Source organism: Pseudomonas sp. fls2-241-R2A-110 (genome assembly GCF_030209165.1).
Classification (GTDB): Bacteria; Pseudomonadota; Gammaproteobacteria; order Pseudomonadales; family Pseudomonadaceae; genus Aquipseudomonas.
In genome coordinates, this window is record NZ_JARVSN010000030.1 from 106,868 (window position 1) to 113,433 (window position 6,566).

The following is a 6,566-nucleotide window of genomic DNA, read 5'->3' on the forward strand; positions in this document are numbered from 1 at the left end:
AAGGCGCTTGCATACAACGCTATCGGCGGCGTTGTGAGATCTATGAGCGATCTCGTTTTCTAAGCCGCCATTTGCGACAGAAGGCTCTATTGCGGCTGAAACGTCTGAAGATACGCCAACAGGTTGTCGACTTTTTCCGGATCGCTGAGCCCCCAGAAAATCATGCGGGTGCCGGGCACGACGGATTTTGGCGCTTCAAGGTAGGCGGTCAGGGTTTCGCGGGTCCAGACGATGCCGGCTGATTTCATGGCATCGGAGTATTGATAATCCGGGGTACTGCCTGAACGGCGGCCAAAAATGCCGTTGAGCTGCGGTCCGAACGAACCTCGCGCCGATTCGCCGACCTGATGGCAGCCGCCGCACAGGCGCGGGAACAATTTCGCGCCTGCTTCAGCATCGCCGGCCGCGTGAGCGGGTGCGCCTGATAACCCGGCGTGGAGTACCAAGGCCAAGGTGAGTGCTGCGGCTTTGTTCATCTGTTGCTCCGAAAAATCTGTGGCTTGTCACGGGTGAGTCAATTGGCGGCCGGTTGAAACTTCTTCCGGTAAGCCGCCGGGAGCAAACCTACGCGCTGGCGGAAGAGTCTACGGAATGAATTACCGTCTTCGTAGCCCACGGCGTAAGTGATGCTGTCCAGGGTCATGCGGGTGGATTCGAGCAGTTGCTTGGCTTTTTCCAGGCGCAGCGTTTGCAGGTAGGTAATGGGCGTGTAGCCAGTGGCGTCCTTGAAGCGCCTTTTGAAGTTGCGCACGCCAAACCCGAATCGCTGGGCGACATCATCAATCAGCAGCGGCTGATCGAAGTGCTGCTCCAGCCAGTTTTGCGTGCGCAGGATGTCACTGTCCCCATGGTTCTTCGGCAATGACCACATGACATACACCGACTGCTCGCTGCGCACCGTGTCGACCAGCAAGTATTTGCCACACTTTTGCGCCAGCTCCAATGAGGCGAAACGGCGCACCAGGTGCAGCAAAAGGTCCATGGCGGCACTCGCGCCACCGCTGGTGATCACGCGATTGTCTTCGCAGAGGATCTGCGTTTCCTCCAGGCAGGCTTGGGCATAGCGACGACGAAACAGGTCTGCAAACGCCCAGTGCGTGGTCGCCCGGACACCGTCCAGCAAGCCTGCTTCGGCCAGCATGAACGCCGCCGTACACATTGACGCCACCACCGCGCCCTGTGCGTGTTGTTGACGCAACCAAGGCCCATGGGCCGAAAAGGTCGGCAAGGCGTCCTTCAAGGTGAAAAGAAATCCGGGAATCAACACCAGATCGGTTCGCGGGATCTTGCCGGTGGACCGATCCACCCTCAGCGTCTGCCCTCCCCACGCGGCGACATCATCGCCATCAAGGGAAGCGGTCATCACATCAAAAGGCGCGCCGGCCGTGTCGGCAAACAGATTCGCGGCGCTGAGGACTTCCAGGGCCATGGTTGCGCTGGCGGCGGAACATTGGTCCGCGAGTAAAAGCGTGACATGCATACAGGACCTCGTTGCGCTTTTCGCATGTAATAAGTCATTTGCGCACCTACCTTACCCGATTCCTGCGCCGTAAAGTGCCGGGGTCATTCAATCTTCGGCGTACTTATGAATCTCTGGTTCCGACTGTTTCTCATGCTGTTTCGTCGTCCGTGGCGCAAGCCGGTCGACGCCCTGGCTACCACCGTCATCCGCCTGCGCGTCTGGCCTTTCGACCTCGACCTCAACCGCCACGTGACCAATGGCCGCTATTTCACTCTGGCCGACATCGGACGCTTGGACTATGTGCTACGCAGTGGCGCATTCCGGGTGGCGCTGCGCAATAAAGCCGTGCCGATCGTGGGCGATACCTGGGGCAAGTTCCGTCGCGAGCTCAAGCTGTTCGAAGCGTTCGAGATCCACACGCGGATGCTTGGCTGGGACGATAAATGGAGCTTTATGGAGCACCGCTTCGTCAGCAAGGGACGCGTGGTCGGCGTGGTCGTGATGCGCGGACTGTTTCGCGCGGGCAAAGGCCAGGTTGCTCCCGGCGAGTTCGCCCGGGAGCTGGGTCTGGCGCAACAGTCGCCCTCGATGCCCGCGTGGCTGACAGACTGGTCGCAAAGCTGTAACGACATGAGCCGCGAGCTTCGAGAGGAAGAAGGTCAGCCCGCCCGGCGCCCACAGACGGTCGAATAAGTTGAGTGCGCCCGTTATCCTGTGTCTCCCGATATTTCACCGGAGACACCTGTGCCACCCCTGACCGCCCGCGAGGTTTACCAGCCATTGCGCGATGCCGCGCTGCAAGTCCGGCCGCTAAAGCGCCTCGACGAACAGCCCGAACCTGGCCATGTGCACATCGACATCGAAGGCTGGCGCCTCAGCCTCCTCTTCGAGGGCAATCGCCTGCGCCACTGCCAACGATGCCAAAGCCCGGACGGTCGCACAGGTGAGCTCGACAGCTGGCAACGTTACGGCACCGATCCGGTGAGTTTGCTCAGCACCTGGGAGCTGGCGCAGATTGAACGGCTGTGCGCTGAAGTCACTCAATAACGCCCTCAAAGCGCTTCAACGAAAACGCCGACAGATCCAGGTCACTGCTGCCCCGCACACACCATTGCGCCAACGCCTCCCCCAGCGCGGCGGAATGCTTGAAGCCATGCCCGGAACAGGCGGACACCACCAGGGTATTTTTCAGTGAGGGATGCTCGTCGATGATGAAGTGGCTGTCCGGCGTCACGGTGTAGGCACACACCGCCGACTTGGCGACCCGCGAGCTGACACCGGCTATCTTGCCGCGCACGTGGGTGTCGAACATCTCTTGTGCTTCGGCGGCGCTGACGGTTCTGTCCAGCGTATCGGGCGAAGATTGTTCGCTGTACTGCTCGGTCGCGACTTTCAGGCTGTTCTCGCCGGGCAAGGGGGGAAAACCATAGCTTGCATCATCGCCGGCCCCCTGATGGCGGATGAACGTCGGCGAGACCGGCGCAAATTGCGCCACTTCTTCCAGCTCGAACCAGAACAATGTCTGACGACACACCCGCAGCAAACGGTCGAAGGGGGCGCCGAGCAAACCTTGAGACCACATGCCGGCGCTGATCACCACCTTGTCGGCAACGATCGTGCGCTGATCGGTCGTGACCGTGACGCCCTGCTCGTCCGAGCGGATCTGCATGACGGTTTCCCCCTTGAGCAGCGTTGCGCCCAGTGCTTCGGCGAGCTGCAGCTGCACGGCAATGCTGCGCTCGGGCCGGACATAGCCGCCACTGGGTTCGAAGTAGCCGACCGCTGTGTCCAGCACCGGTGAAAACTGCGGGAAGCGCTGGCGAATCTGCTCCGCCGACAATCGCTCGTGTTCGATGCCGTGGGTTTGCGCCAGGTGCAGGGTGCGGTGGGTGAAGTCGCTGGCATCGTCAGCGTCGTAGTCGGGGCCGGAGGTCATGACCAGCACGCCACACTGTTCGAACAGCGACTCGCCGGACAGCGCTTCGAGTTCGCGCCAGATTCGGTGGGAATTGCGCACGATGGGCAGATAGGTGGCGCCCTCCCCGACCGAAAGCCGGGTGATACGCGTGTCGCCGTGACTTGAGCCTTGATCGTGGGGAGGATGGTGGCGGTCGACGCCGATCACATTAACGCCGGCCTTGGCCAGTTGATACAGAGTGGCAGCACCCATCGCGCCCATGCCGAGAACCGCTACTTCACACCGATGTTCCATCCCTGCCCCCACCGAAAACCAGATGATTGAAAAGCCTCCAGCATAGGCGATTCGTTCTGATTTTTCAGTGGCGGCACAGATGATCTCCAGCAACATCGCAAACGCCGGATTGTCGTTGTTCTCTCGGCTCGGGAAGGTTGGGGGGGTGAGCTGGTTCGGGTCGAGTCAGGAATTCGCTGGTGTTTATCGAGGTTTAAACATCGCCGGAAGGTGTCTGTTTAAGCGAGCTCAAGGTTACGTCCTGAAAGCTACAAAACCTTGCGCCGTTGCCTACGACTGCACCAGAATCCGCCGGCTTGTGCGCCTGGGGGCTGCTCGGTAACTTGATTCCCGTCACTGCTCATCAGTGATCGGGTTTAGTCGCCCGGCTAAGGTAATGCGGTCGCACGAGCAACGTCAGTCAGGTATTCACCTGTACTTTATGGCAGCTGTGCGCATGGCGTCTTCGGACGCGCCGGATTTTTGCCTTTCCTTGCCGGTCGACTAACTTGCGCACAGCTGCCTCCCTCGTTTAGTCGCGAGTTGGTTGCAGCCCTACTACAAAAGGGAAGCATCTATGTTCAAAGTAACGCCCAACCCACCGGACAACGATCCGGCCTCCCCGTACGAACCCGATTCAAAGAAATTCCACGAAGCCGCCGAGCGAGCGCTCGACTACCACTTCCCGTCGAACGCCGACGTCAAAGCCACACCACGAATCCGTAGCACTCTGTTTTCCGTTGACCCAGAGGCCACGGCCGAAACTTTGGCGGTGTATCTGGTCGAGACGCTGGCCTCGGTCGATGTGATGGTCCATCAGTTGGTGGATCATCTGGAGGGTGAATCGCGTTATGCCCTGCTGGGGATTTCCAACAGCATCATGGTCGCGGAGATCACGGCGAATCGGGTGCTGGATAAGATCGATCCGCCGGCGTAGAGGCGGTCTGCTGTGCAGCGGTCCCTTTTGGGGCCGCTATCGCAAGAGGCTCTTTCCCAAAGGGCCATGAAAGCGCCGCCACTGGCCGCGCGCCCTCCATTGCGCATACCATGCGCGACTCTAAAAAATTCAGATAGGCCCCCATGATCAAAGCCAGTCTGCGCAGCCACCTGACACTTTGGTTTGCCGGTTTGTCGCTGCTTACGCTGCTGAGCGTGGGTTTCTATGTCGGCCATATCGCCACCGAGCAGATGAAGCAGGCAAGCGGCAATGCCTTGTTGAGCACCGCCCGATCTGCCGCTGAGCTGTTGGGCGCGCAGTTGCGTGAGCGGCAGCTCGAAGTGTCCCTGCTCAGTCGCGCCCCGCTGTTCAGGCATGGTGACCTCGACGATCCGGACATCCTGTCGTCGATGGAACTGCGTTCGCAGTCCCGCGCCGAGTATGCGTGGATGGGCGTGGCGGACGCCGACGGACGCGTGCGCCAGGCTGTAAATAATCTGCTGGTCAATCAATCGGTAAAAGAACGCCCCTGGTTTCAGGCCGGGTTGCGCGGCGCCTATACCGGCGATCCTCACGAGGCGGTCTTGCTGGCCAAACTGTTGCCGGGCACCGCCAATGGCGAGCCGCTGCGCTTCATCGATTTCGCCGCGCCGATACGCAATGCCGAGGGCCAGGTGATCGGCGTGCTGGGCGCTCATGCCCATTGGAGCTGGGTGACGCGCATTGTCGACGCAGCCGTGCTGCACAAAGGCACGACGCCTGAGGTGCAAGCACTGATTGTCGACCACGACGGCAAAGTGCTCTACCCGGAATCGCTCATGGGGCAACAACTGGCCAACATGCCGCAGGCACAGGAAAACCATTCCGACACTTCGGGCTGGTCAGTGGGCAATGGCTACCTGACCAGCGTTGTCGCCGTGCCGACGCCATCGAGTACGAACCTTGCGTGGTACATCGCTGTTCGACAGCCGCTGGACATTGCGCTTGAGCCGGCACGTATCCTGTTTTACAAGTTGCTGATGCTGGGCGTCATGGCCGCCATCGTGTTCGCGCTGGTGGCGTACTACCTGGCGCTGTACCTCAGCCGTCCGATAGAGCTGCTGGCCAAGTCGGCCCAACAAGTCCAGAACCAACAGCCCGGCGCGACGTTCCCCCGGGAACATTCGGTGCTGGAAATTGCCCAGCTTGGCCAGTCTCTTCAGGGCATGACTCAGTCTTTGCTCGGCAAGGAGCGCGAGTTGCAGGAGGCCAATGCCTCGCTGGAAGCCACTGTCGCACAACGCACCGCCGCCCTCACCCAGGCCAATGCCGACCTGTTGAAACTGGCCACCCATGACGCGCTGACGGGCGTGTACAACCGGCGGCGGTTCGACGAGAAACTGGTTGAGTGCAGCCTGCTGTATCAACGCACCGGACGCCCGTTTGCGTTGCTGTTCATCGACGCCGATCACTTCAAGCAAATCAACGACACCCACGGCCATGCCATCGGCGATGAAGTGCTGCACCAACTGGCCCGCCTGATTCAGGACAATACCCGCGCCACGGATTTCGTGGCCCGCTACGGTGGCGAGGAATTTGCGGTGCTGTTGCCGGAAGTCGAGGAACCCGAGAGCCCCGAGATCGTGGCAGAAAAGATCCGCGCCGCGATCGCCACCGCTACCTTTGCCTCGGTCGGTGGTCAGGTCACGGTCAGTATCGGCATTGGCCTTGCCGAAACTTCCGATAGCAACGCCACGGCGCTGATCAATCGCGCCGATCAGCAGCTCTATCAGGCGAAACGGGCGGGAAGGAATCGGGTGTCTCGAAATGCTGGCGTTGCTGACCGCCACTGACTGCCGCGATTTCTTAACTTCCAGCATCGAAAAAGCTCGGGGGAATCGTAATGCTGGGGGTGTTTTGGGGTTGGGTACATATCCGTTTCTGCGGTAACGGCGGCTATTGGTTCCGCTCTTACAGCGGGTTACTTGGAAAAGCGC

Annotated in this window: 7 protein-coding genes; 4 read left to right on the forward strand and 3 right to left on the reverse strand. The window is 60.4% G+C overall.

Annotated elements, in window-relative coordinates:
- Nucleotides 1-86: 86 nt before the first annotated feature.
- Nucleotides 87-476 (reverse strand): c-type cytochrome, encoded by a 390-nt coding sequence (locus QRN31_RS24865; RefSeq protein ID WP_285435151.1) that lies wholly within the window; start codon nt 474-476, stop codon nt 87-89.
- 38 nt (nt 477-514) lie between these two features.
- A complete protein-coding gene (locus QRN31_RS24870) occupies nt 515-1,480 on the reverse strand; it encodes a GlxA family transcriptional regulator (RefSeq protein ID WP_285435152.1) in 966 nt (321 codons plus the stop codon).
- A 105-nt stretch (nt 1,481-1,585) separates the two neighbouring features.
- Here QRN31_RS24870 and QRN31_RS24875 point away from each other — a divergent pair, with 105 nt between their 5' ends.
- Nucleotides 1,586-2,155: an acyl-CoA thioesterase gene (locus QRN31_RS24875; RefSeq protein WP_285435154.1), complete on the forward strand. Its 570-nt coding sequence runs from the start codon at nt 1,586-1,588 to the stop codon at nt 2,153-2,155.
- A gap of 51 nt (nt 2,156-2,206) precedes the next feature.
- A complete protein-coding gene (locus QRN31_RS24880; RefSeq protein WP_285435156.1) occupies nt 2,207-2,509 on the forward strand; it encodes a DUF7693 family protein in 303 nt (100 codons plus the stop codon).
- Here QRN31_RS24880 and solA read toward each other — a convergent pair.
- Nucleotides 2,499-3,674, reverse strand: coding sequence for an N-methyl-L-tryptophan oxidase (gene solA, locus QRN31_RS24885; RefSeq protein WP_285435157.1), 1,176 nt, complete (start codon nt 3,672-3,674; stop codon nt 2,499-2,501). The two genes, QRN31_RS24880 and solA, sit on opposite strands and share 11 nt — an antisense overlap.
- A 556-nt stretch (nt 3,675-4,230) precedes the next feature.
- On the opposite strand from solA, the gene QRN31_RS24890 reads away from it, so the two are divergent.
- A complete protein-coding gene (locus QRN31_RS24890) occupies nt 4,231-4,590 on the forward strand; it encodes a DUF6124 family protein (RefSeq protein WP_285435158.1) in 360 nt (119 codons plus the stop codon).
- A 143-nt stretch (nt 4,591-4,733) separates the two neighbouring features.
- Nucleotides 4,734-6,422 (forward strand): diguanylate cyclase, encoded by a 1,689-nt coding sequence (locus QRN31_RS24895; protein WP_285435160.1) that lies wholly within the window; start codon nt 4,734-4,736, stop codon nt 6,420-6,422.
- Nucleotides 6,423-6,566 lie beyond the last annotated feature (144 nt).